This window comes from candidate division KSB1 bacterium (assembly GCA_034506255.1).
GTDB lineage: Bacteria > Zhuqueibacterota > Zhuqueibacteria > Zhuqueibacterales > Zhuqueibacteraceae > Coneutiohabitans > Coneutiohabitans thermophilus.
This window is the reverse complement of record JAPDPX010000003.1, coordinates 501,885-524,575: the sequence shown is the minus strand read 5'-3', so window position 1 is coordinate 524,575 and position 22,691 is coordinate 501,885. Positions and strand designations below refer to the sequence as shown.

General features: G+C 60.1%; 17 protein-coding genes. 3 read left to right on the top strand and 14 right to left on the bottom strand.

The window, feature by feature from the left end; translation table 11 throughout:
- Positions 1-41: 41 nt before the first annotated feature.
- The 13 genes from ONB52_08250 to ONB52_08190 all read right to left on the bottom strand — a co-directional run bounded on the left by ONB52_08250 (position 42) and on the right by ONB52_08190 (position 16,417).
- On the bottom strand, positions 42-2,444 hold the full coding sequence (locus ONB52_08250; protein ID MDZ7416142.1) for an endonuclease MutS2: 2,403 nt from the start codon (positions 2,442-2,444) through the stop codon (positions 42-44).
- Between the two features lie 4 nt (positions 2,445-2,448).
- Complete coding sequence (locus tag ONB52_08245) at positions 2,449-3,069, bottom strand: CvpA family protein (GenBank protein ID MDZ7416141.1); 621 nt, start codon at positions 3,067-3,069, stop codon at positions 2,449-2,451.
- A gap of 203 nt (positions 3,070-3,272) precedes the next feature.
- On the bottom strand, positions 3,273-3,716 hold the full coding sequence (locus tag ONB52_08240; protein MDZ7416140.1) for a GatB/YqeY domain-containing protein: 444 nt from the start codon (positions 3,714-3,716) through the stop codon (positions 3,273-3,275).
- Between the two features lie 75 nt (positions 3,717-3,791).
- Complete coding sequence (gene rpsU / locus ONB52_08235; protein MDZ7416139.1) at positions 3,792-3,989, bottom strand: 30S ribosomal protein S21; 198 nt, start codon at positions 3,987-3,989, stop codon at positions 3,792-3,794.
- A gap of 128 nt (positions 3,990-4,117) precedes the next feature.
- Positions 4,118-4,849: a 16S rRNA (uracil(1498)-N(3))-methyltransferase gene (locus ONB52_08230; GenBank protein ID MDZ7416138.1), complete on the bottom strand. Its 732-nt coding sequence runs from the start codon at positions 4,847-4,849 to the stop codon at positions 4,118-4,120.
- Complete coding sequence (locus ONB52_08225) at positions 4,849-6,252, bottom strand: BamA/TamA family outer membrane protein (GenBank protein MDZ7416137.1); 1,404 nt, start codon at positions 6,250-6,252, stop codon at positions 4,849-4,851. The genes ONB52_08230 and ONB52_08225 overlap by 1 nt, the downstream gene beginning before the upstream one ends.
- 5 nt (positions 6,253-6,257) lie before the next feature.
- Positions 6,258-7,469 (bottom strand): BamA/TamA family outer membrane protein, encoded by a 1,212-nt coding sequence (locus ONB52_08220; GenBank protein MDZ7416136.1) that lies wholly within the window; start codon positions 7,467-7,469, stop codon positions 6,258-6,260.
- Between the two features lie 352 nt (positions 7,470-7,821).
- A complete protein-coding gene (locus ONB52_08215; GenBank protein ID MDZ7416135.1) occupies positions 7,822-8,859 on the bottom strand; it encodes an SDR family oxidoreductase in 1,038 nt (345 codons plus the stop codon).
- Positions 8,860-9,161: 302 nt separating this feature from the next.
- Positions 9,162-11,573 carry an ATP-binding protein gene (locus ONB52_08210; protein MDZ7416134.1) on the bottom strand — a complete coding sequence of 804 codons (2,412 nt, stop codon included), beginning with the start codon at positions 11,571-11,573 and terminating at the stop codon, positions 9,162-9,164.
- Between the two features lie 90 nt (positions 11,574-11,663).
- Positions 11,664-12,068 (bottom strand): large-conductance mechanosensitive channel protein MscL, encoded by a 405-nt coding sequence (mscL, locus tag ONB52_08205; protein MDZ7416133.1) that lies wholly within the window; start codon positions 12,066-12,068, stop codon positions 11,664-11,666.
- A 98-nt stretch (positions 12,069-12,166) separates the two neighbouring features.
- Positions 12,167-13,018: a DUF3078 domain-containing protein gene (locus ONB52_08200; protein ID MDZ7416132.1), complete on the bottom strand. Its 852-nt coding sequence runs from the start codon at positions 13,016-13,018 to the stop codon at positions 12,167-12,169.
- 563 nt (positions 13,019-13,581) lie between these two features.
- The gene (locus ONB52_08195) at positions 13,582-14,625 is read right to left on the bottom strand and encodes an OmpA family protein (protein ID MDZ7416131.1); all 1,044 of its coding nucleotides are present in this window, start codon (positions 14,623-14,625) and stop codon (positions 13,582-13,584) included.
- A gap of 712 nt (positions 14,626-15,337) precedes the next feature.
- The gene (locus tag ONB52_08190; GenBank protein ID MDZ7416130.1) at positions 15,338-16,417 is read right to left on the bottom strand and encodes a cytochrome c; all 1,080 of its coding nucleotides are present in this window, start codon (positions 16,415-16,417) and stop codon (positions 15,338-15,340) included.
- A gap of 264 nt (positions 16,418-16,681) precedes the next feature.
- Here ONB52_08190 and ONB52_08185 point away from each other — a divergent pair, with 264 nt between their 5' ends.
- Both ONB52_08185 and ONB52_08180 read left to right on the top strand, forming a co-directional pair.
- Entirely contained in the window at positions 16,682-17,533 is an 852-nt protein-coding gene (locus ONB52_08185) for a sulfotransferase domain-containing protein (GenBank protein ID MDZ7416129.1), read from the top strand.
- Positions 17,534-17,940: 407 nt separating this feature from the next.
- Positions 17,941-20,295 (top strand): glucosamine-6-phosphate deaminase, encoded by a 2,355-nt coding sequence (locus tag ONB52_08180; GenBank protein ID MDZ7416128.1) that lies wholly within the window; start codon positions 17,941-17,943, stop codon positions 20,293-20,295.
- Between the two features lie 879 nt (positions 20,296-21,174).
- On the opposite strand, the gene ONB52_08175 is transcribed toward ONB52_08180, so the two are convergent.
- Positions 21,175-21,432: a hypothetical protein gene (locus tag ONB52_08175; GenBank protein ID MDZ7416127.1), complete on the bottom strand. Its 258-nt coding sequence runs from the start codon at positions 21,430-21,432 to the stop codon at positions 21,175-21,177.
- A gap of 145 nt (positions 21,433-21,577) precedes the next feature.
- Between ONB52_08175 and ONB52_08170 the strand changes: the two genes are divergently transcribed.
- Positions 21,578-22,615: a fatty acid desaturase gene (locus ONB52_08170; GenBank protein MDZ7416126.1), complete on the top strand. Its 1,038-nt coding sequence runs from the start codon at positions 21,578-21,580 to the stop codon at positions 22,613-22,615.
- Positions 22,616-22,691 lie beyond the last annotated feature (76 nt).

Sequence of the window (22,691 nt, the reverse complement as noted above, 5' to 3'; positions counted from 1 at the left end):
GCGATTTGGGAGTCGCATTGCGAATTGCTGCCCTGCCGGTGCTAGACCAGCTCCACCACCGTCACGCCGAGGTCGCCCTCACCAAATTGCCCCAGCCGGCTGCTCTTGACATGCGGCAGCGTCTTGAGATGGTTGGCAATGCTTTGGCGCAGCGCGCCCGTGCCCTTGCCGTGAATCAGCCGGACTTCGTGCCAGCCCGCCAGCAGGGCATCATCGAGAAACTTGTCCACCATGGCCAGCGCTTCCTCCACCCGCAAACCGCGCAAATCGATTTCTGCATGACGGGGTGCCTCCGCCACGTTCGCTTTTGGCAGGGTCGCCGGTTCGCTTTTGCGGGCGGTTGCCACGGCGCGCAGTTCCGCCGCCGGCACCCGTGCCCGCAGGGCACCGGCGGCCACCAGCACTTTGCCGGAGGCATCGGGCAGCTCCAACACCGTCGCCAGTGCATCCTGCTTGAGCCATTTCACCGGCATGCCGATTTCGAATTTTGTAATCGTGCTCCCCCCCGCTGCCGGTGGCGTCTCTTCGCACTGTTTCTCCCGCGCGAGTTGCTGCCGCAGCGCCGCCAGATTCTCCCTGCCTGCCTTGATCGCCTCCCGTGCGGCATTGCTCTCGCGAATCTCCCGCACGGTGTTCTCGATGATGGCATTGGCGTTTTGCAACAGCGCTTCGGCTTCGGCTTGCGCCCGCTTTTTGATCTCCTGCACCTGCGCCTTCAGGCTCTGCTCGCGTTCTTCATAAAGCTTCTGCAGACTGCGCAACCGCGCTTCCTCCATCTGCAGTTTCTCATTGAGCTGCTGCTGTTGTGCCAGTTGGTTTTGCAATTCGTTGAGCAGTTCTTCGACATTGACCTTTTCCGCGCCCGCCTGGCTGCGCGCCGCTGCGATCACCGGGGCGGGCATGCCCATGCGCTCGGCAATCTCGAAGGCATAGCTTGCACCCGGCAGCCCCGCGCGGAATTGATAAGTGGGCGTCAGGGTCTCCCGGTCGAAGGCCATCGAACCGTTGCTTACGCCCGGCTCCTCCTGGGCAAAGGTTTTCAACGCACCATGATGAGTGGTGACGATGGTCAGGCAGCCGCGCCGGTTGAGCTCGCGCAGGATCGCGACAGCCAGCGCGGCACCCGCTTCCGGGTCCGTGCCCGCGCCGATTTCGTCGATCAACACGAGGTCGCCACTGCCGGCGCGGTGCAGAATTTCGACCAGATGTTTGACGTGCGAAGTGAAGGTGGAAAGATCGTCTTCGATCGACTGGCGGTCGCCGATGTCGACAAAAACATTTTCAAACAGCGGCAGCATGCTGTCCGGCGAGGCTGGAATATGCAGGCCGCAGCGCGCCATCAAAGCCAGCAGGCCCACCGTCTTCAAGGCCACGGTTTTGCCGCCGGCATTCGGGCCGCTGATCAGCAGAGTGTGCACCGGCGTGGCCGCGGGCAGACCCAGCTCCAAATCGAGCGGCACCACCTTGCGCTGGTCGTCGTTCTTCAGCAGCAGCAGGGGATGGCGGGCGTTGATCAGCTTCACCTTGGCCTCGGCCAGCATCTGCGGGGCGTTGGCGTCGAGTTGGCGCGCAAACCGGGCCTTGGCGTGGATCACGTCGATGGCGATCATGGCCTCGTGATTGGCGAGCAGCGCCGGCAATACCTGGCGCAGGCGTTCGGTGAGCATCTGCAGAATGCGTTCGATCTCCTCGCGCTCCGCGCTCTGCAGCTCGCGCACGCGGTTGTTGCTTTCCACGGATTCCATCGGCTCGAGGAAGACCGTGCGGCCGCTGGCGGAGTGATCGTGCACCAACCCCGGGACGTGGCGGCGGTGCTCCTCCTTGAGCATGAGCACCAGGCGGCCTTCGCGCAGGGTGATCATCTGCTCGCGCAGCATGTCCTGCGCGGCCAGTTTGCGGGCGATGCGTTCGAGACGCGTGCGCGCTTCGGCGAGTGCGTGGGCGATCTCGCGGCGCAGGCGTGCCAGCACCGGGCTGGCGGAATCCTTCACCGTGCCTTCGGTGAAGTTGAGGGCATTCTCCAGCGCGCGTTCGTGTTCCTGCAGACTGGTGAGGCGTTGCGCGGTGCGCACCAACTCCGGATATTGTTCGCGGTGCGCCAGCAGATAATGGCGCACCCGTCGTGCCGTGGCCGAGAAGCGCGCGATGTCGATGAGCTGCGGAATGGCGAGCGTGCGGCCCGGAATGCGCAGATGCTGCAGCGTATCGCGCAAATCCGGCAGGGAGGAAAGCGGAAAGGCCTCCTCGGTTTCGAGCAGGCGGCGCATTTCGGTGACTTCCGCCAGGTGTGCCTGCACGGTGGGCAGGTCGGGCAGCGGCTGCAGATGCAAAAGGGTTTCGGCACCGGCGGCTGACAGCGCCGCCGCGGCGGCATGGGTGAGCACTTTGGGAAGCTCGAGGGCGGCTGCCGCAGCAGGAAAAGAATCCGGGGGTGAAACAGTCATTGCGTCAATAATTGCTCACATTGGGAGGAGGCGGTTTGCCGGGCAATTCATCCAGCAGCCGTTCACTGACGGGATCAAGCCCGCCGATGCGCTTGTATGCGGCCTGCAACGCCTGGCGAAAACCGGGGGGACCGGGAATGAGCTTGCGCACATAGTCATAACTCAGCGGCAGGACCATCTTGGTGCGTGCCATGAGCAGGCTGCGTGCCTGCGTGCCCTGCACCACCCGGGGAATCGGCAGCAGCGTGAAGCCCAGCATGAGCAGGCTGGCCAGCAACACGCCGCGATACAACCCCAGCCCCGTGCCGGTGACGCGGTTGAACTTCTCATTGACCGTCATCTGGATCATGGTCTTGATCCATTTCACGAAGAACAAGTAGGCCAGGGCCAGCAGCGCAAACAAAAACGTGAAGCCGAGCAGCACGCTCATGTTGGGGGGCAATTCCACCACGTAGCTGAAAAACTGCGCAAAATAGGGCAGCAGGATCAGGGTGAGGGTGAGACACGAGAAGAAACCGAACAAATCCAGCAGGCTCTCATAAAGGCCGCTCTTGAAGCCGCGCCAGGTGAAGTAGGCCAGCACACCCAGAATGAAAAAATCGGCAAGATTGATGACGATTTGCACGGGGTTCCTCACGCGCCGGCAGCCGGAGCGTCCGGGACGCCGGCACCAAAAAGAAAAAGTGAACAAAGCAGCTCGCCGGCCGGTGGCACGGCCGCACCCCTCGCTGCACACCGCACCAGCCAGATGCAGCCGGCAGCACGAGGAGAATGGACGAGTTCCACTCGATTCACTTCACAAAGGTGATGAGAACGCCGTCTCCACTTTCAGGAGAGCCGTTCCCGCACGAGCTGTTGCAGCAGCTTGCCGTCGGCACGGCCTTTGGCCTGTGGCATGATTTTCCCCATGACTTTGCCGAGATCCTTGAGGTCCCGTGCGCCGGTTTCCTGAATCGCGGTTTCAATGAGGGCGATGATCTCCTCACGGCTGAGAGCCTGGGGCAGATAGGCGGCAATGACGTCCAATTCCGCAGTCTCGTCGGCCACCAGATCGTTGCGTCCGGCTTTGGCATAGGCCTCGATGGATTCACGGCGGCGTTTGGCGGCGCTGTTCAGGACTTCCAGTTCCTCCTCGGGCGTGAGCGGCCGCATCCTGGCGATCTGCGCATCTTTGAGTTGCGACCGCAACAGGCGGATGGTTTCCACCCGGCGCTTGTCGCCGCTTTTCATGGCCTGCTTGAGATCTTCGCTCAGTTTCTCGAACAACGTCATCGCTGTCTCCTGCGGCCGGTTGCGCCCCTCCCGTGCAGCGCCACGCCAGGGTGGGCCGGTGGAGGGCAACCGTGGCTATCTGCTTTCCAATGTCGCCAGGCGCCGGGCCTTGCGGCGTGCGATTTTCATTTTGCGCTTCTTCTTCTCGCTGGGCTTTTCGAAGTGCCGGCGTTTCTTCAGCTCCGACATCAGACCGGCTTTTTCACACGCCTTGGTGAAACGACGCAAAGCCTTTTCAAAGCTTTCCCCTTCGCGAACTTTAACAGCAGGCATATGCTTGAACAGCCTCCTTGAATAAAAAATGGACAATAAAGACGGATGGAATTTTAAAAAACGGCGTAAAGGTATCATTCACAAGCTTGAAAAACAAGTGTTTTCTCGGAAAAGCTCGCGGCGGCCGGTCAAAGCTGCCCGTACGCCGCGAGAACTTTGGCAGCCGCCACCAACCCCGCGGTTTCCGCGCGCAGACGCCGCGGCCCCAGGCTCAGCAGCTTGCAGCCGGCTTGTTGCGCCAGAGTGACTTCCTCTTCACTGAAGCCGCCCTCCGGGCCAACCAGCAACAGCACGCGCCGCGGCAGGGCTTGCCCCCCCAGCTTTGCTGAAATGTCGATCGCGGTGGGATGCGCCAGCAGGGCGAGATCGAAATCATGGCAGGCTTGCATCAGCGCAATGAAGCGGACAGGCTCGCTCACCGCCGGCCACACGGAGCGGCAGGATTGCTTCATCGCGGCCAGCGCCAACCGGCGCCAGCGCCCGCTTTTGCCCGGACCGGGATTCACCTCACTGTAATGCGACAGCAGCGGGATGAACGCCGACACCCCGATTTCCGTGCCTTTTTCCACCAGCCAGTCGAAACGGGCGCCCTTGGGAACGGCCTGTGCCAGGGTGAGATGCACCGCCGGCTCGCCGAGATTTTGCGCGCGTGTGTGAATTTTGATGCGCGTTGCCGCACGATCGCTGAAGACGATTTCACCATCGACCGCCGCGTTGCCCGCGCCGTCAACCACGGTGACACGGTCGCCGGCCTTGTGATGCAACACGCGCGAGAGGTGATGATGCTCGTCGCCGGTCAGCGTGACAAATTCGCCGGCGAAATGTTCAGCAGGGGCGTAGAAAAATTCCTGGCGCGACATCAAAACGCCACCCCCACATCCACCAGGCCCTCCAGCCTGCCGTCTTCGTTGACCGCGGCTTCCAGGCGCAACACGTTGAGGAAGGGCATGTGCAGATGCAGGCCCGCGCCGAAGCCGGCGCGACCGCGGTCGGGCGTGAAGCCGTCCGCGTGATTCCAAATCACGCCATAGTCGGCAAACAGACCGGCGCTCACACCAAATTTCAGGGTTCGCATGTAACGGCCGATGAGCGAATCCTGGAACAGGGGAGATTCCTCCAGGCGGTGATAGCGCAGGGGGATGAGGGGCACGCGCAGTTCCACGCTGGCGAGGGCGAGATTTTCGCCGTGGAGGCGGCGGTAGAAATGGCCGCGGATGCGATGTCGAAAACCAAAATTGACGAGATCATCGAGCGGCACACGCCGGGAGGCAAAGTCCGCCATGCCCCGACCGGCGAGGGCGACGCCCCGGTAGATTTTGCGATAGCGCCGCAGCTCCCCGCCGTAGCGCCAGTAGCGCTGCGCCGTCGCGGTGAAGCCCGTGCGCTTGACCCAGAGGCTCACATAGCTGCCGCGGCGCGGGTATTCATGGAAATCGCGGGCATCGCGGAGATAGGAGGCGATCACACTGGCGCGGTTGTCCGCACCGCCGAGATCAAGCATGGCATTGCTGCGGGGATCGCGCACGTGTTGCGGTTCAAAGCGCAGACTAGAATAGCCAAAGCTCAGGCTGAAAAAGTTGAACAGCCCGAAACGTTTACCCAGTGTGAACATGCCGCCCAAGCGCTTTTCGTTGACCTCCTGCCGGGAGGTGGTGAGGTAGCGATTGCGTTCCGTTTGGGCGGAGAAACTCCAGCGGCCGAACAGGTTGGCATGGTTGAACATCCAGGGGTTGCCGTAATCGAGTTGTAAAGCGGGATTGTAACCCGCCCAGCCCGAAATCGCCAGGGTCTCGCGCCGGCCGCGGAAATTGTAATGCAACAGGCCGGCGCCATAGGAAAGTTTGCCCCAGTCGCGATCATTCATGAAAAAAATGGGGTACGGGTAGATGTACCAGGCTTCCTGCACCGTGATCACGAGCTGCACACCGTCCGCCACGGCAACGCCCGCGATATCGACGCGGCTGAACAGGCGCAGATTGAGCAGGCGCATGCGATCGGCTTCCACCACTTCAGGATCGAAGACCGTGCCGACTTGCGATTTGATTTCCCTCAGGATGATTTGTGCCTTGGTCTGGCGGTTGCCGGTGATGACGACTGACGTGATGAGAGCGGGTGGAGCGAGAGAATCAGGTGCCAGCTCAGGTTCCTGCGCCAGGGCCGGCGGCTGCCCCAGCAAGAGGGCCACCCATGGCAGCCAGAAGCGAAAGGACCGGGCCGGCAGGTGGAAGTCACAACGGCAGCCGGCGCACTGTCGATTCATCATCAGCATCAAAACTTGTCGAGAATGCGAACGAGCAGACGCCAGTCATCGGAGCCGCGATCCAGGCGTTTGGCGATATCGATGCGCAGCACGTTCTCCGCGACAAAGATCGAGAGGCCGGCGTCATTGCGAAAATCTTTGAGTTTGATCCTGCCGAAATCGAACAAGCCGGCGTCGGGATTGCCCGGCGCCGCGAACCAGGCCAGGCCGGTTTCCGCGAACACGCCCAGCGAGACGCCCTCCCAAATGGGAATGAAATCGAGCGGCACGTGATGCAGCCAGTTCTGGCCGATGATGTAATTGGCGGTGAGGTAAAGCGCGCGATCGCCGATGAACTCCTTTTCGCGATAGCCGCGCAGATTGCCCAGACCGCCGAGCGGCAGCAGGTGTTGAAAGGCATGGCTGCCGGTGCGGCTGCCGGCGAGCAGCTTGATCTGGAATTTTTGATCGCTGAAGGTCGGTTGAAACCGCTTCACCGTGAGAAACCAGCCGGTGGTGGAAAAATCGCCAAAGGTCCGTTCGAGCTGAAAATCGGCATACCAGCCATAAATGGGAAAGATGGGGTTGTCGCGCCAGTCGAAGACGGTGGCGAGCGACAGGGTTCGTTCGCTGCCGGGCACCACCGGATAAGGCGTGCGGCTGTTGGGCGGATAAACTTTGTTGCCGCCAAACAGGCTCCAATTGCTGTTGCGCCGCACGACATCATACGCGTGGCCGGAGAATTCCAGGCGCAGGGTGTGCGTCTGCTGCAGGCGGTAATCGACGAAGCTGCGCACGCCTTTGCGGCTGAAATAATCCATGAAGTCTTCGTGCAGGAGGATGCCCGCCAGGGAGTTTTCCCAGTCGCCCACCAGCCAGTCGTCATTGCTGTCGATGCGATTAAAATAGTCGGCGCCGAAGGTGAGCTGGTCGGGCAGGGACAGCCGTTGCGAGAAGCCGGCATTGCCGCGCCAGCGTTTGCCCTTTTCGTTCTTGAAACCGTATCCCAGATCGCCGAACAGGGTCAACCCGCCGAGGGCGCGGGGGCGGTACTTGGCCCCCAGGTTGAGATACAGCCCCTCGACGCGATTGAAATGGGTGTTGGTGTAGAAAACGATCTGGCGGGCCTGCTGGCCGAGGAAGAAATCTTCACGCGCACGTTCGACTTTGAACTGGGCGGCTGCCGGCAACAGGGGAAAACCAACGAAAAGCAAAAAGAATCCACACAACTTCCGGGGCATCAGGCAAGATCTCCTGCACAAGTGAGGTTTGATGGGCGACACAGGCACGCAAACGCGCGGGACACAACGCCCGTCCAGTTGGCAGACGCGGTGCCTGGGTGCCGGGCGAGTCAAAGCAAGGCAGTCGGTTGGTTGAAATTGCGCGAAAGGTAGCAAACAGGGTGGGAAGATGCAAGGTTTCTTTTGGCGGCAGTGACGGTCACACGTGCACAATCCACCAGAAAGGGCGGAATGACGTGCCGCGCAGCCGGAAAAGCAAAAGCGAAGCGAGAGGCAACAACCCGGTGGCGAGGAGCGCTCTGCCTTCGTGGGGTTGTTGCACTCCGTTACAGCTTCACTTGTTGGCGAAGGTTCATTCGCCGGAAGTCTCGGTTTCCAACACCAGGGGGGTGCGCTCCTGGCGTCGTTTCGCCTGGGCGTGCTCACTTTTGCCGTTCTGGCCGGCTGGCACAGGCTTCATGCCGGGGAGTTGCCGGAACCAGGCCACGGTCTTTTCCAGGCCCTCTGTCAGGCTGGTCTTTGGCTCCCAGCCCAAAATGCGGCGGGCCAGCGAGATGTCGGGTTGCCGCACTTTGGGATCATCCACCGGCAATGGCCGCTCGATGATGGTACTGGAACTGCCGGTCACCCGCACGATGGTCTCGGCCAGCTCGCGAATCGTCATCTCATGGGGGTTGCCGATATTCACCGGCTCATGATAGTCCGAGAGCAGCAGGCGATAGATGCCTTCGATGAGATCATCGACATAGCAAAAGCTGCGCGTCTGCGAGCCGTCACCAAAGACGGTGAGCGGTTCGTTGCGCAGGGCCTGGGGAATGAAGGCGGGGATGGCACGGCCGTCATTGGGGCGCATGCGCGGGCCATAGGTGTTGAAGATGCGCACGATTTTGGTGTCGACGCCATGCGTGCGATGATAGGCCATGGTCAGTGCCTCGGCAAAGCGCTTGGCTTCATCATAAACACCGCGCGGCCCGACGGGGTTGACGTGACCCCAGTAGTCCTCCTTCTGGGGATGTTCGAGGGGGTCGCCATACACTTCCGAGGTGGAAGCGAGCAGGAAGGTGGCACCGGTGTCTTTCGCCAGCCCGAGGGCCTTGTGCGTGCCCAGCGCGCCGACTTTCATGGTTTGAATCGGCAACTGCAAATAGTCCATCGGGCTGGCAGGTGAGGCAAAATGAAGGATATAGTCCAGGCCGCCGGCGAGGTAAATGTACTCGGTGACGTCATGCTTGATGAATTTGAAGCGATCGCTGCGCAAATGTTCGATGTTCTCCGTGGTGCCGGTGAGGAGATTGTCCATGGCGATGACTTCATGTCCGGCATTCAGCAGATACTCGCACAGATGCGACCCTAGAAAGCCCGCCCCGCCCGTGACAAGTGTTCTCGGCATAGTTTCGGTCTCCACAACTCAATCAGTCATTGCAACAGGCTGCACAGCCTTGGTGTTGGATGTGATTTCCCCTAATACCTTCATGGCCGCCAGTCTGAAGAAGGCACAAACAAATTCAGCCCTGTCGCATGAACAAATTGCATACCAGGGCTGGCATTCTGTTGCAGGGGAAAAGTCAAACCGGGAAGTTCAGAAATGGCAGGATTGTAAAAACGGCGACTTAACAGGGGAACTTCACCGCCGCGGCCGTTTCGCCGCATGGGCGGGACGGCCGGGCGTGCCACACGGAATGTATCAGGTTGCTACCATGCCGGCGTCATTGTTCCATCTTCGCCCGCCCACTGCGGCGCCCATGCCAACGCCAGCAAGCGCACGCTGATGCCGGTTTTCTTCGGACGGATGGCGAGGGTTTCCAGCGTTTCCGTATGTGCCGCGCCCGCCCCCAGCGCCGCCACTTCGGCGTCGAACTCGGCGTTCAAATCAGCCACCTGCTGCTGCAACAGATCGAGCGTTTCCTGCGCGCTTTTCACGTCCTGCGCTTCCCGGCTGGCACGGCTGACGCTGCGCATGGCGGCGCCGGCGCGTTGCACGGTGGTGCGGCTGAGGGTCTTGCGGCCCATGAATGCGCCCAGGATGGTCGCGCCCACGTCCAGCACGGTGTTGATCTGCTGGCTGCGCGCCTGCGCCTGCTCGCGCGCCACACGTTCCTCCGCGCGCCGGATTTTCTCCTCGAGTGCCGCCAGCCGGGGGGCATATTTGCGTCGCAGCTTTTCCATCTCCGCATCGCGATCCTGGCGGCTGAGCTGGCTCAAGCGCACGCGGAAATCACGCTCGCTTTCACCCGGTTGGGAAATTTCCTTGGAGCGCGCACTTTTGAACAGCTCCAGGACGCAACTGCGTTGCAACTCCGCCACGAATTCCTTTTGCCATTTGCTGTAATTCGCCGCCTGGGCCGCAGCCGCCGGCAACCCGGCAAAACCTGCTCCCGCCTCGGCTTCCCTGCGCAGCTCTGCTTCCGTGACGCCCGCCTCAACAGCCTGCTGCCATTTCACTGCCAGCACCTCGTCGGTAATCGGCACCAGACGGCTGAGCGTTTGCATCACGTCCACGCCTTTTTTCGCGTCGCTGAACTGCACCTGCGCCAAACCGAACAAAAACGGTTGATACAACAACCGGCTGTTTGCCGGTGCTTCCCGGCGCACCGGCAGAAACACTTGCGGAATCGTGCCCGGCAAAATCGGCCGGCCGGCACTGGTCACCGGTGCGGCGGTCGCGACCGGCGCAGCCGGTACAGCCGCGGGCGGCCGCCGGCGGGCCTCCATCAGCGTCTTGATCTGGCTGCGCGTCAACGGGCCGGCGAGATACGACATCACCCAGCGCGTCTCGAAGACTTCCGGCTTGTCGTCGTGCACATTGTGCATCAGAAAAATCCGGTTGCCCAGGCCGGCCAGCGTTTGTTCCATGAGATTGCGGTCGAAGGTGCCGCCGCTGGCGGCGCCTTCCAGCCCCTCGAGCACGCGCGCCTTGTCGCGCTCGGTTTGCAATCTCCCCAAAAACCACGTGCCGATATTGGACAGGCCTTTATAATCGAGATCGACGGGATTTTGCGTGGCGAGTACCACACCCAGGCCGAACGCGCGCGCCTGTTTGAGCAGGGTGAGCAGCGGCGCTTTCGAAGGGGGATTCGCCACCGGCGGCAGATAGCCGAAGATTTCATCCATGTAGAAGATCGCGCGCAGACTGGTGGTGCCCGCCTGCGCCCGCATCCAGCCGAGCGTCTGATTCAACAGCAGGGATACGAAAAACATGCGCTCGGCATCGGAAAGATGCGCGATCGAAAAAATCGCGTGCCGCGGCTTGCCGGCCGGGGAATAAAGCAGACTCTGAATGTCGAGCGCCTCGCCCTCCAGCCATGCCTGAAAACCCGGGGAAGCCAGCAGATTGTTGAGCGCCATCGCCAGCTCCAGCCGTTCTTTCGCCGGATAAAACGCCTCGAGATCGAACACGCCGATTTTGCCCACCGGCGGTGTTTGAATCGCATGAATCAGGGTGGCGAGCTCGAGATTCACGCCCTGCTGCCAGTAGTGCTGGAGTAGGGTGGCAATCAAAATGTGTTCGCGGCTTTTGATGGGATCGGCGGCGATGCCGAGCAGGCCCAACAGGCTGGTGGCGGTGGTCGCAATGCGTTCGCGCAGGGCGTCGCTGTCCTGGCGCACCGCCGCGCCGGGCGCAGCGAAAGACTGCAGGATGGAAACCGGCAGACCCGCCGAGCTGCCGGGCGTATAAATCGCAAAGTCCACCGCTTCGCGCAGCCGCCGGATGCGGCTGGCATCCTGGCCCCAGGAGGCCAGCCCTTTTTTCCACAGCTCGGCCTGCTGCGCGGCAAAAGTCTCCGGGGTCAGGCCTTTCTTGCGCGCATCGTCTTCATTGATCCACGGCCGAAAATCCTCCGGCCGCAATTCCGGAAAGGTGAGCAGCAGATTGCCGAGATCACCCTTGGGATCGACGATCAACGCGGGAATGCCATCGATCGCGGCCTCCTCCAGCAGGCCGATGCACAGGCCGGTCTTGCCGCTGCCGGTCATGCCCACACACACCGCGTGCGTGACGAGATCCTTGGAGTCGTAGAGAATGAGATGCTGTTTCGCCTGTCTGGCGGCCAGATCATAGGCGCGCCCCAGGTAAAACACGCCGAGTTTTTCAAAATCAGTCATGGTTTGAAATGGGATGCATGATCCTTGCTGCCGGATACCGGGCACGGGAGACGGATCCGTGTCCGCTGATCCGGGCACGAACACACGGCTTTACGCCACCACAGCGGTGCAATGGCCGCAGCGCCGGGCTTTGAGTGGAATCGGCATCAGGCATTCCGGGCATTCCCGGGTGGTGGGCGCGGCGGACGCGGCTTCCGCCTTCTTCTTCAGCCGGTTCATGGCACGTACGATCATGAACATGGCAAAAGCGATGATGAGAAAATTGATCACGGCGTTGATGAAGACGCCGTACTTGATCGCCACCACCGGCTCGCGCTGCAGGGTGACCGCCAGATTGCTGAAATCAATGCCGCCGGTGAGCAGGCCCACGGGCGGCATGATCACGTCATTCACCAGCGAGCTGACAATGCTGCCGAAGGCCGCACCGATGATGATGCCCACCGCCATGTCCACGACATTGCCGCGCATCGCGAACTCTTTGAACTCTTGCAACATGTTGCTCCTCCTCACACGGGAAAATTCCGGCCGTCGGGGGAAAGCCGCCGGCCACTCATTCGTTCCACCGCGGCCGTCCGGGGTGTGACGGCGCCGCGTCAGAAAAAGGTATAGGACACACCAAAGCCCAGCACTTGTTTGAGCTGTCGCTTCTTCGAGAGGTCTTCATCATACAGCAGACGCACATTAAGATTGGCCGTGAAGAGTTTGCCGAGTTTGGCCGTGAGCGTGTTGTCCCAGTTGACATCCACCTTGTCGAAATGCTCGAAGGCGCTGAACATTTCCAGTTTGCTGGTGAACAGAACATTCTCCTCGAGTTTGTGCGAGAAGTCGGTCACCGACTCGATGCCGGTTTCGACCCGCACGTTCTCATCGAGCGTGTTGCCATAAAGCGGCCGGAAGGCTTGCGTACCGACAATGGTCTCCTTCAGCGACAGGCCCAGCCGGGTGACGAAATTCCCGGAGGCCTTGTAACCCATGCCCATGCTCTGGCGCAGAAAAGTGGGATCGAAAGAGTCGGACACCAACAGCCGCGGTTGCTTGCTGTAGTCATAACCATTGGCAATTTGCGTCAACCCGTTGAAAGAGATGTAAGGGTTGAGGTACTTGCCGACTTTGTAGGTCAGCACCGATTCCACCCGCAGCTCATCGTCACTCTTGCGCACCTCCTGATCGCCCTGCTTGACCTGGCCATAGGCCAGTTTGGCGGTGTTCTTCCAGTTGATCGTCGCCTGATTGTTTTCCCACAGAGTTTCAATGACACCCTTCCAGGCCACGGCATTTTCACCGCCCTGCGTCCAGTTGCTGTACGAATTTTGGGTCAGGGTCAATACGCCAATGAGACCCTTCTTCCAGCCGCTGGGCTCCGGCTTCGGCGCTTCTTGGGCCCGGGCGGCCGCGCCCGCCAGCATCATGACCAAAACAAAAACTTGTGCCACACGTTTTCGCATCTTGCCTCCTCCTCAACAGTGAAAGCTATCGGATAATTTGGGGGGCCGGAAACATGTATTGTGCCGGTTCATGCCCCAAATGCTCATCGGCAATCTACAAGTCTTGCCGCAAAAGTCAAGTCGGCAGTCCCGCTGGGCGGGCGGCACAGGGGATTTCGCAAGCTGTGCAAGGGCGCTGTGCTGATGTCATGCCGGGTGGAATGCCGCTGAGAAATGGACCGGTGCTCGCACATCCAGCCAACGGGATTTTCACAGAACAGGATCAAGGGGGTTGGCAGAGAGCTCTGCTGTTCACCGAGGGAGGGCATGGCTCTGTTTCATTGAAAATTCCGCAGCAGGGACCGGGAAAGGAGACGTTGTCGAGGCGGCGCTGGTCATCGGCGGCGCCGGGCGTGGAAAAGTTCGACGAGCTTTCTGCGATAGGCAGGACAATTTGAGGAATTTTGGTCTGACACAGAGAGCAGCAAGAGGGAGGGCAGAAAAAAAATAGTCACCGCGACTGCCGCAGCAATCGCGAAAAAGGTGGGAAAATCTCACTGCGGAGCGCTGGCAGCGCGGCCGGCTCAATGCAAACGATACAGCTCAATACGGCGGTTTTTGGCACGACCCTCGGCGCTGGTGTTGGGGGCGATGGCATTGGCTTCGCCAAAACCGGCGCAGCGAATACGCTCGCGGCTGATCCCGCAGGCCACGAGATAATCATACACGGCCTGTGCCCGCGCCAGGGAGATTTGCAGGTTTTGTCCGGCTTCCCCGCTGTTGTCGGCATAGCCGCGGATCTCAAAAGCGAGCTCTGGAAACGCCTGCAGGGTGCGGCACACACTGTCGAGTTGCTCGAGGGAGTGCGGCATGGGCTGCGTCTGCCCCTCCGCGAAGGTGACGCGGCTCAGCAGGAAGGACTGTCCGATTTCCACCCAAAAGGCCGGCTGTTCGTCCGGGCAACCGTCATGATCCTGATAATTGTTGACGCTTTCGAGCTCAGTGGGGCATTGATCCTGCTCATCGGACACGCCATCACCGTCGCTGTCTGTGGCAAGGGCGTTGGAGAGCAGGCTGCGGACCTCCTCCCCGTCGCTAAGGCCATCGCCATCGCTGTCCCGCCGCCGGGGATCGGTGCGGTACTGCAAAACCTCTTCGCCGTCGGGCAAACCGTCATGATCACTGTCCGGCCGGAGTGGATCCGTAAGTGTCTCCTGCAACTCGAAGGCATCCTCCAGGCCGTCCTGGTCGCTGTCGCGCTGCTTGGGATCGGTGAGATATTTTTCGATCTCATCAAAATCCGACAGGCCGTCGCGGTCCGAGTCTGCCTGCGTGGGATCAGTGAAATGCCGGTTGATCTCATCACAGTCAATCAGTCCGTCCTTGTCGCTGTCTGGTGAACGGGGGTTTGTGCCCAGAGCCTTTTCCTCGTGATCAGACAGGCCGTCACCATCCTTGTCGATGCGCAGCTTGATTTTCGCCGGATCGAGGCCGTTGGCGCTGAGACTCAGACTTTGCATGGCGACAAGTGGGGAATCAAAAGGATGGAGCGAGTTGAGAAGAAAAAAAGCTGGCAGGAGCAGTTTCAGGCTGGCGGCACGGACCATCAGAGTGATTTTCTTTGGCATGACCGGCTCCAATTTTTTTCAGGTGCTCATCTTCATGGGTTAGTTTCCTCCTGGCCGTGGTGCGAGGGTGTGGTGGGTTGCGTGAAGTAGGAAGCCCGATTTCGGCAACGCAAGGCTTGTGCCGGAATACAAGTCTATGCGATGACAGCAAGAAAGGACTGAGCACAGTGCCCGCAGTGCCGGCGAGAAGGCAGAAAAATCAACGAGCCAAGTGAAATAATTTTTTGTGATTAGCTTATGGGAATGAAAAAAGGTATCTGGCTTCAGAAACTGAAGGAAGTGGCGGTGGGAGAGAGATGTTGTCAGCCCGGGCTGGATGGAAATCAACCCGTCATTCATGAGCATAATTGACTCGAAATTGGCCAGGCGGGGTACAACTTGCCGCCCCTGAGACGAAGCAAGAATTTGTTCGCGCCAAACGCGTCAAAATGGAAACGGGAAGTACGCATTTAGTCTGCCTATTTTTGAGAGGTTGTGCCCAAATATGGGACCCCGAAAGGGGTCGGCGGATCACAGGTCAAATCATCTGCTGCGCCCCAAGCCAAGCGTCGGCAAAGCGGCACAGCATAGCAAATTTTTGCTTGAATAACAAATCCTTTTTGGCCGGCTAGGGAAAATGCGGGATGCGATGGCGCCCCGGGCTACGGAGCCACGCCTGACTACGGGAGGGCTTTGCCACAGGCAGGCGGGGCACCGCGCGGAATCTGCTGCTTCAATTTTTGCCATAGGTCTGCGTGAGGTAGAGCACGAGCTGTTCAAATTCTTCATCGGTGACCTCCAGGCCATTGTCGATCATGCGATCGAGCAGCGCGGTGGCTTCCGTCGCGTTGGCTGGCGGATTTTTTTCGACGTTGCTCAGGCTGTGGCACTGCGAACACGTTCGCTCGAACAGGCTGCGGGCCGCGGGGTGATCGAAAGCCGCAGCGGCGGGTGCGCCGGCAAGCTCCCCGGGAAGTGTGGCGGTAACGGCCGCGATTGCCGCCCGGGTCTCCTCCCGCTTAATCTCCTGCTGGCGGATGGCCATGACGGATTTCTGCAGTTCCGGTGTGATGGCGATTAGGTAGGCGGTGACGAAACGCTGTTCGAATTCGTTGAGCGGCTCGGCCAGCACGGCGCGTTCCGCCATGCGCGCGACGGTTTCCCGCCATTGGCCGGGCGTTTTCGGCCGCACCAGCACAGTGCGCAGGTCATGGCATTGCACGCATTTCTTCAGGAGAACCGCGCGGCCCTGTTGCAAGGCGGACGGGATGGCAAGCGAGCCGAGCGGCACGTCTTCAGGAAAACCGGCCTGTGGCAACAAAGACGCGACCCGCGCGAGATTTTCCGGGGTAAAGGCCGGGCCGCCAGCGGCACGCCGGCTCAAGTAGTGCTCACGCAGCGCGACAGGCACCGACAGCCCGATGAGCAGCGTAGTGCACACCAGCAGTCCGGTGCCGAGAATCGGTGCCATCTGCCCTTCCAGATATTTGAAGAACCGCACGATCACGATCTTGGCCAGCAGAATCACGCCGATGGCCATGCCCAGCATCAGATGCGCCACAGTGCGCGCCGGCAGCTCGACCTGATATTGCCAGAGACGCGGCAGCATCTGCGACATCAAATAGAGATAAATGACGAGATAGAGATACCCGATGGTGCGGTGCAACAGCATCATCGGTCGCGGCGCCGAGCTTTTCAGGGTCTTTTCATCGAAGGGATAGCCCCACAATTTGTACATCAAAAACGTGCCGGCGAACGACAGCGCCAGGAAAACCATCCCGAGAATCGCGTTGCCGAAGGTATCCATCGTCATCCTCACTTGCTTGCTGAGACATGAGCACTGCGAAAGTCGACATGTTTCTTCTTCCAGGCAGCGGACAGGGAACCTCCTGCCCGTTGCAGACGAATTGGCGGGCAAAATACCCAACACCACCGGCAAAGTCAAGGCCGGCGCTGGCAGATGTGGCAGGCACTTTCGTTCATAGCCACTTAATGATGCCATTATTTTCCTGTAAATCCTGCCGGCTATATTTCCACGACCATCAACAGCACTGCACTGCAACCATGAGAGGACACGATGATGGCATCCTTTGGTCTGCGACCGGTGGCTTTTCTCAAAGAGGAAGCCAAGCGTTTTTTGCTCACGCGTGCCGGCCTTAAACGCGTTCACATCGTTGGTTGTGCACGCTCCGGCACAACCATGTTGCACTACGCCATGATCGCCTTCGCCAATACCATTTTGTTTGACCGGGAAACAGCGCCGTGGAGTGCGCCGGGCCTCAAACTTTCTTTCATATTATGGCGGGAGGCGGCCGGCGGCCACAATCCCGGCTTTTTCATTACCAAGCGCTACGCCAACTGGTGGCGGCCGGCGCAAGTCAGTCGCCTGGCGGATTATGCCAGACGCTACCAGGTTTTCATCATTAACCTGATTCGCGACCCCCGCGATGTGCTCACCAGCCGCCACGCCCTGGATCCGCAAAAATACTACGTCACCCCCGAGTTGTGGGAAAACAGCATCGCCGCCGGCCGGCAACTCGAACATGAGCTGCGGAACTCTCCCTGTTTTCTCACGATCAAATATGAAGACGTGATTTTGCAATCGCAGCGCGTCGAGCAGTTGCTGCATCACAAGTTGGGACTCTGTCTGCGGCGGCATCTCAAATCATGGAGTCGCCTCAAAGAAAACCTGCAAGCCAGCAATGTTTCCGCCCGCATGCTGCCCTATATGCACCGGCTGCGCGATTTTGACCCAAGCTCGATCCAGAAATGGCGGCACGATCCCCACAAGGCCGCCTATATCAACCAACTGCTGACCGCGAGTCCCCACGCGGAAAAATTGCAAGCCTTCCTCACCGAAAACGAGTATGTCGACGCCGGGGAGCGCCCGCCTCTCGCGAAACGGCAGCCGCGGTTGGAGACCGTCTGAAGCCGCGCGTGATGCCGCCGCTGTCGTCACTGCCACGCGGTAACGCGCCGCTGGCAGGCACCGCCGGGCAGCGGCGGCGAAGCAAACGGTCGGCAACCGCCTTCTCTTTGGCGTGCACGGTTCCTCGCATCGCACCTTTCACCGGACGCCTGCCGTCTGGTGCCCGCCCGTCATTCACTTCCTGTGCCGCCGCCAACCTTGCATTCTTGCCGCCGACTTGTTAGATTGCCGGCGGTTTTTCTTTCGGCAATATTCACCGCCGGTTGTTTCACATTCGCCCGGCCGGTGGGCGGGCTGTGCCTGCCACCGCTCTTTCTCCATCGAAAGCCACGCGCCCATACTGAGGCGCTGCAGGTATTTCGCTGGGAAAGCAAACCTCTTACCCTCATGGTTGCAAGGATTGGCTCATGTCTGACTCCACCCGTGACGAATCATCCCGCGTCGAACGCATCGCCCTGGAGGCTTCACCCTTTCGGGCGCTTTATCCACCCACGGAAAAAATCAAAACCATCGTCGTCCCCAACTTTCCGGCACTCGGCAAGCTGGCGGCGATGCGCTTCCTCGAATGGGTGCAGCACAACCCCGGCGGCGTGATTTCCCTGCCCACCGGCAAGACGCCGGAACACTTCATCAAGTGGGTCACCCACCTGCTGGGACATTGGGACAACCGGGACACGCAGGCGGAACTGGAACGCAACGGGGTCGATCCCGCCATCGTGCCGGATATGCGCAGCCTGTACTTTGTGCAAATCGACGAGTTCTACCCCATCAATCCCCACCAGCACAACAGCTTTTACTACTACGTGCGCGAGTTCTATCTCGAAGGCTTCGGGCTGGATCCCGGGAAGGCGATGCTGATTGACTGTTCCAAAATCGGCCTGGAGAAAAACGAGACGCTGGCGGGCGTCTGGCCGGACAACGAGGTGAACCTCGAGCTGCGCTACCGGCAGGGTAAAACCGCGCGCGAACGCCAGCAGAAGCGCGTGCTGGAGCGCATCGATGAATGGTGCCAGGAGTATGAGAACCGCCTCCGGGCGCTGGGCGGCATCGGTTTTTTCCTCGGCGGCATCGGCCCGGACGGCCACATCGGCTTCAACGTGCGCGGCTCCGATCATCACAGCACCACCCGCCTGACGCCCACGAACTACGAAACCCAGGCGGCGGCGGCCACCGATCTGGGCGGCATCGAAGTGGCGCGCAAGCGGCTGGTGATCACCATCGGCCTGGGCACCATCACCTACAATCCCAACTGCACCGCCATCATCATTGCCGCGGGCGAAGCCAAGGCCGAAATCGTGGCGTGCGCGGTGCAAAGTGAAAAAAGCATCCGCCATCCCGCCACGGCCCTGCAGGTGCTGCCGAATGCCCGCTTTTATCTCACCATGGGGGCGGCCAAACGGCTGGTCGAGCGCCAGCATGAGCTGCTGCTGAACGCGCCCACCGTTGACGACACCGAGGTCGAGCGGGTGGTGGTCGATCTTGCGGTGCGGCTGCGCAAACGCGTGCGCGAGCTGCGCGAGGAGGATTTTCTCGGAGATCGCAACGCCCACCTCATCCTGGCGAAACGCCAGCAGGAGCCTGCTGCGCTGACCGCGCTGGTCGAACGCAATCTGATCACCAAGATCGAGAGGGGCCGCACGCTGTTGCGCAACACCCGTTTCTTTCACACCGAACCCCACCACGATGATCTGATGCTGGGTTATCTGCCCGCCATCGTGCGCCACATGCGCGATGCCAGCAACACCCATTATTTCGTCTGCCTGACCAGCGGCTTCACCGCGGTGACCAACCAGTACATGCGGCAACAGCTCGACCGCCTGGGCGAGTTCATCGACCAGCCCGAATTTGCCACCCTGCTGCGCGAGGGCTACTTCGAGCCGGACAATGACGAGGGCCGCAACCGCGATGTCTGGCAATATCTCGACGGCGTGGCCGCCAATCGCAATCGCGTCAAGGACGAGGGCACCGCCCGGCGTCTGTTGCGCAATCTCATCGAACTCTTCGACGAGCACGATCTCAACAACCTCAAAGACCGCATCGCCGAGCTGACGCATTATTTCGACAGGCAGTATCCCGGCAAGAAGGATCCCGACTACATTCAGCGCCTGAAGGGCATGTGCCGGGAATGGGAGGCGGAGTGTTTGTGGGGCTATTTCGGCTGGGATTGTGCCAACGTCCTGCATCTGCGCCTGGGCTTCTACACCGGTGATATTTTCACGCAGGAACCCACCATCGAACGCGACGTCATCCCCATCCTGCGCAAACTTGAAGAGGTGCGGCCCGATGTCGTCAGCGTGGCGCTCGACCCCGAGGCCAGCGGCCCCGACACCCATTACAAGGTCCTGCAGGCCATCACCGAAGCCCTGAAACGCTACGAAAAAAACAGCGGCCGCTCCGATCTCAAAGTGTGGGGCTACCGCAACGTCTGGTTCCGTTTCCATCCCAGCGAGGCCAATCTCTACGTGCCGGTGTCCCTCAACATGTTTTCGGTGATGCAAAGCGCCTTCATGAACACTTTCATTTCGCAGAAAGATGCTTCGTTCCCCAGCTATGAACACGACGGCCCGTTTTCCGAGCTGGCACAGAAAATTCAGGCCGAACAGTACCAGCGCATCAAGATTTGCCTGGGGCGGGAATGGTTTCACCAGCATGAGAGCGCGCTGATTCGCGCCACCCGCGGCCTGGTTTTTCTGAAAGAGATGAATTTGCAGGAATTCTACCAGCGCAGCCGCGAACTCAAACAAGTCGCCGAAAACCGCTGAGGCCCAAGCCGCGCTGCCACGAAGAGACCGGCATGAAATTGAAAAAACACTCGCGGGGACCGGCTTCGCCGCCGGTGCGCAGCAGGCCATCGATCATGCGGGGAAACGGTTCGAGATCAACGCCGCCAACTGGTGGTGCGTGAACAGCGCGGGAGCAGCAGGCAGTGTGTTAAAAACGATGCCGGCCATGGCCGCTCCGCGGAAGCTGCTGCTGTCGCCCCTCAAGAGGAGAAGGGGTACAATCCATCAGGCCTGCTCGTGACGAAAAAGCCATTCGGGAAAGCAGGCACCACAAAATTCCATTAGCACAGGCTGTCAGCCCTGTGGCATCAACTTTTTCACCTGAACTGGTTCAGAACCGCGAAAGCCGAAAACAACGCGAAGTTTGAGGGGACCCGGCTTTGTTTGGTTCGGACCATGACCAGCCGGCAAACCGGCTTGGATAATAGCTTTCATGGCAAGCTACGGTTCTTCGCGATGAAAACAGATGTTTTGTCTCTCTAGATCGGCAGCCTCGCGCTGCCAGCCTGCAGACAGGAGGTCTGCACGACGTTGTCATCTTGCTTGACGTGCAAGCGCACATGAGAATAATCCCCCCAAATCCCAACCGCGAAGATTTCTTGAACCGCCAAGGCGCCAAGCAGGCAAAGCAATGCCAGCTTGGCGTTCTCGCATGGCAGCCGGCGATGACCTCGTTTCCGAGTCGCGTTGACCGCCATTGCGCCAAAGCTGTCCGCCAGCAATCTGGATTCGGTGTTGCTGCCGCTGGCGTTGTTGTCCGCGGGTCGGCTTCTGTTGCTGATCGCGGCCGGCCCGTACCTGCTGTCGCAACAGCGAGGCGCGTCACAGGTTGCGCCGTGGCAATTGTCCGGCCCGAGGTCAGCTCTTTTGATCTTCCGGGTTGCCTTCCGGCCGGCCGGCCAGGCCGCAATAGCCCAAGACCAGCGTCTCCTGGCCTTTGGCCACAGTAACGGCGCGCCACATCATGCATTCGCCCGCCAGGCACAGGCAATCAGGATCCGCTTTGCCGCTGCCGATTTTGCGATTGATGGTCAGAGAGGTTGCTTCATGCCGGCGAAATCCCGCCCGCGCCATCGGGCACCATTTGTTGCGGGCATCCTTCTCGACCAGCCACATGGATCGTTCTCCGCTTGTTGGTGAATGCCTTGCCTCAGTCAAAAATTTCCAGAAAAGCGCTTGACTCGCACGGGAAACTTCTTCACATTGCCCGGACCGCGGATACAGCCCAAAAGTTCAACTCTTTTCCCAAGGACAATGCCCCATGACCTTCAGCCTCGAGGCGGTGAAATCCAACTGGAATGAAATCGTTGCCAAATATCAAAAGCCCGATCTCAAAAAAAGCATTTGGCAGTTGCTCAATACCACCCTGCCGTTTTTCGCGGTGTGGTATCTCATGTATCTCAGCCTGGATTATTCCTACTGGCTGACGCTGGCGCTGGCGCCGATCGGCGCCGGCCTGTTGATTCGCATTTTCATCTTCCAGCATGATTGCGGCCATGGTGCATTTTTCAAATCACAAAGGGCCAACAACATTGTCGGGTTCCTGTGCGGCGTGCTGACCATGGTGCCCTACCAGTACTGGCGCAAGTCCCACGCCATGCATCATGCCGGTGCCAGCAACCTCGACCGCCGCGGCTTTGGCGACGTGACCACACTGACCGTGCGCGAGTATCTGGCACTCTCGAAATGGGGCCGGCTGAAATACCGCCTTTATCGCAATCCCCTCATCCTGTTCGTCATCGGTCCGACGTTCTACTTTTTGGTGATGAACCGCTTTCCCTCCGCGGCTTCCCGGCAATGGATTCGCGAGCGCCGCAATCTCCATTTAACCAACTTCGCCCTGTTCGCGCTGGTCCTGCTGCTCGGCTTCACTCTCGGCTTTCGCAAGCTGGTGATGATTCACCTGCCCATCGAAGTCTTTGCCGCCACGGCCGGCACCTGGCTGTTCTACATTCAGCACCAGTTCGAAGACACCTATTGGGAACACAATGACGAGTGGGAATACGTCCTGGCGGCTTTGCGGGGCAGTTCCTTTTACCACCTGCCCAAAATCCTGCAATGGTTCACCGGCAACATTGGCTACCATCACATTCACCATCTCAGCAGCCGCATTCCGAACTACAACCTGCAAAAATGTTACGAGGAGAATCCGGTTTTTCACCACAGCGAGACGCTGACCTTCTGGCAGAGTTTGAAATGTATCCCGCTGAAATTGTGGGACGAGGAGCAGCGCAAGCTGGTGGGCTACCGGCATCTCAAAACGCTGCGACAGCCGGTGACGCGGCGCCTGCACGCCTGAGGGCGGCATCATTCCGCCACGGCTGCAGCACTTGCCGGCCGATGCGATCCGCGTGGCACTCGGCACCACAGCGCAT

What these genes read in the sequence shown, in the direction of transcription:
- ONB52_08250 (MDZ7416142.1), bottom strand. Translation starts at nt 2,444, where the DNA reads ATGACTGTTTCACCCCCGGATTCTTTTCCTGCTGCGGCAGCCGCCCTC.
- ONB52_08240 (MDZ7416140.1), bottom strand. Translation starts at nt 3,716, where the DNA reads ATGACGTTGTTCGAGAAACTGAGCGAAGATCTCAAGCAGGCCATGAAA.
- rpsU (MDZ7416139.1), bottom strand. Translation starts at nt 3,989, where the DNA reads ATGCCTGCTGTTAAAGTTCGCGAAGGGGAAAGCTTTGAAAAGGCTTTG.
- ONB52_08230 (MDZ7416138.1), bottom strand. Translation starts at nt 4,849, where the DNA reads ATGTCGCGCCAGGAATTTTTCTACGCCCCTGCTGAACATTTCGCCGGC.
- ONB52_08225 (MDZ7416137.1), bottom strand. Translation starts at nt 6,252, where the DNA reads ATGATGAATCGACAGTGCGCCGGCTGCCGTTGTGACTTCCACCTGCCG.
- ONB52_08220 (MDZ7416136.1), bottom strand. Translation starts at nt 7,469, where the DNA reads ATGCCCCGGAAGTTGTGTGGATTCTTTTTGCTTTTCGTTGGTTTTCCC.
- ONB52_08215 (MDZ7416135.1), bottom strand. Translation starts at nt 8,859, where the DNA reads ATGCCGAGAACACTTGTCACGGGCGGGGCGGGCTTTCTAGGGTCGCAT.
- ONB52_08210 (MDZ7416134.1), bottom strand. Translation starts at nt 11,573, where the DNA reads ATGACTGATTTTGAAAAACTCGGCGTGTTTTACCTGGGGCGCGCCTAT.
- mscL (MDZ7416133.1), bottom strand. Translation starts at nt 12,068, where the DNA reads ATGTTGCAAGAGTTCAAAGAGTTCGCGATGCGCGGCAATGTCGTGGAC.
- ONB52_08200 (MDZ7416132.1), bottom strand. Translation starts at nt 13,018, where the DNA reads ATGCGAAAACGTGTGGCACAAGTTTTTGTTTTGGTCATGATGCTGGCG.
- ONB52_08195 (MDZ7416131.1), bottom strand. Translation starts at nt 14,625, where the DNA reads ATGCCAAAGAAAATCACTCTGATGGTCCGTGCCGCCAGCCTGAAACTG.
- ONB52_08190 (MDZ7416130.1), bottom strand. Translation starts at nt 16,417, where the DNA reads ATGACGATGGATACCTTCGGCAACGCGATTCTCGGGATGGTTTTCCTG.
- ONB52_08185 (MDZ7416129.1), top strand. Translation starts at nt 16,682, where the DNA reads ATGATGGCATCCTTTGGTCTGCGACCGGTGGCTTTTCTCAAAGAGGAA.
- ONB52_08180 (MDZ7416128.1), top strand. Translation starts at nt 17,941, where the DNA reads ATGTCTGACTCCACCCGTGACGAATCATCCCGCGTCGAACGCATCGCC.
- ONB52_08175 (MDZ7416127.1), bottom strand. Translation starts at nt 21,432, where the DNA reads ATGTGGCTGGTCGAGAAGGATGCCCGCAACAAATGGTGCCCGATGGCG.
- ONB52_08170 (MDZ7416126.1), top strand. Translation starts at nt 21,578, where the DNA reads ATGACCTTCAGCCTCGAGGCGGTGAAATCCAACTGGAATGAAATCGTT.